A 1,339-nucleotide genomic window follows, 5' to 3' on the forward strand; every position below is an offset into this window, starting at 1 on the left:
TGGGGTTCCCCCGAAAAAGTGGACGCGGTTAACTTGCTTCGGGGGTGGCGTTGAGGGATTGCTCGTAGGCGATAGGTGAGAGCATCCCGATCGCCGAATGCCGCCGCTGATGATTGTAGAAATGCATCCAATTGTCAACTGCGGCAACGAGTTCGGTCTTCGTAGCGAAAGTGTGCCGATAGTAGAACTCGTGCTTGAAACTCGACCACAAGCTTTCGGCACCGGCGTTGTCCCAGCAAATGCCGGTTGCGCCGGCCGAGCGCAGCAATCCGTGCTGGCCGCACGCGGTAGCAGTGGCCATGGCGGTGTATTGGGTGCCTCTGTCGCTGTGCAGAATCGTCGATCGGCAGCGGCCTGCGCGCACGAATACCGCCCGGTCCACTGCGGTGATCACCAACTCGGCGCGCATATGGTCGGCTACGGCCCAGCCCAGCGCCCGCCGCGAATGCTCGTCCCGGATGGCACACAAGAACATGTCGCCTTCGCCGCAGGTCAAATACGTGATATCCGAGGACCAGACGAGATCGGGACGGCCACGGTCGAAACGGCGCCCGACCAGGTCCGGCGGGAACTCCGCGACCGGGTCGACCATGGTGGTGGTCTTGAACGAACGCGGGCTGATGCCCTCGACACCGAGGTCGGCCATGATCGCCGCGACCGTGTTCTTCGACACCCGTTCCCCCTCGGCATGCAGGTCCGCGGTGATCCTGGGCGATCCGTAGGTGCCGCGCGAAGCCTTATGGTGGGCAAGGATTTTCACCTCCAGATCCCAGCGGCGCTGCAGCCGCGGCGAGGGCTGCGGATCGGCACGCACCTGCAGGAACCGGTAGTAGCCCGAGGTCGAGACACCCAGCAGCCCGGCCATCCGGCACACATCATGCTCGGCGCACTCTGCCGCCATGAGCTCGAACCTGCTCATCTTGGATGCCGTGCCGCAAAGTACGCCGAGGCTTTTTCCAGGAACGCGATGTCCTTCGCCTGCTCGGCCATCCTCGCCGCCTGCTCGGTCACCACTGCCCGCAACCGCGCCAACTCCGCGCGTTCGTCATCGGAAAGCGGTTGAGCAGCTTCGCTATCGGGCTCTCGGCCGCTGCGGGCGGCCTGCCCAGCCGCGGCCATCCGCCGCCGCTCGTCACGCACCCACTTGTGCAGCAGGTTCTCGTGCAGATCCAGCTCGCGGGCGACCTGCTTCACCGAACGACCCGAATCGATCACCCGATGCGCCGCCTCCACCCGATACTCAGGCGAATACGATCGACGCGAACCAGGCATGAGGAACATCCTTCCAGGGACCAACAGGCCCGCTATCTCGGATGTCCACTACTTCAGGGGAACCCCA

General features: G+C 64.2%; 2 protein-coding genes. Both read right to left on the reverse strand.

All coding sequences use genetic code 11. The features are described from left to right. Positions 1–28: 28 nt before the first annotated feature. Positions 29–919, reverse strand: coding sequence for an IS3 family transposase (locus NM2_RS46935; protein ID WP_157122133.1), 891 nt, complete (start codon positions 917–919; stop codon positions 29–31). After that, on the reverse strand, positions 916–1,281 hold the full coding sequence (locus NM2_RS46940) for a transposase (RefSeq protein WP_157122135.1): 366 nt from the start codon (positions 1,279–1,281) through the stop codon (positions 916–918). The genes NM2_RS46935 and NM2_RS46940 overlap by 4 nt, the downstream gene beginning before the upstream one ends. Between the last annotated feature and the right edge of the window lie 58 nt (positions 1,282–1,339).

The sequence above is a fragment of the Nocardia miyunensis NBRC 108239 genome (genome assembly GCF_001613065.1).
GTDB lineage: Bacteria > Actinomycetota > Actinomycetes > Mycobacteriales > Mycobacteriaceae > Nocardia > Nocardia miyunensis.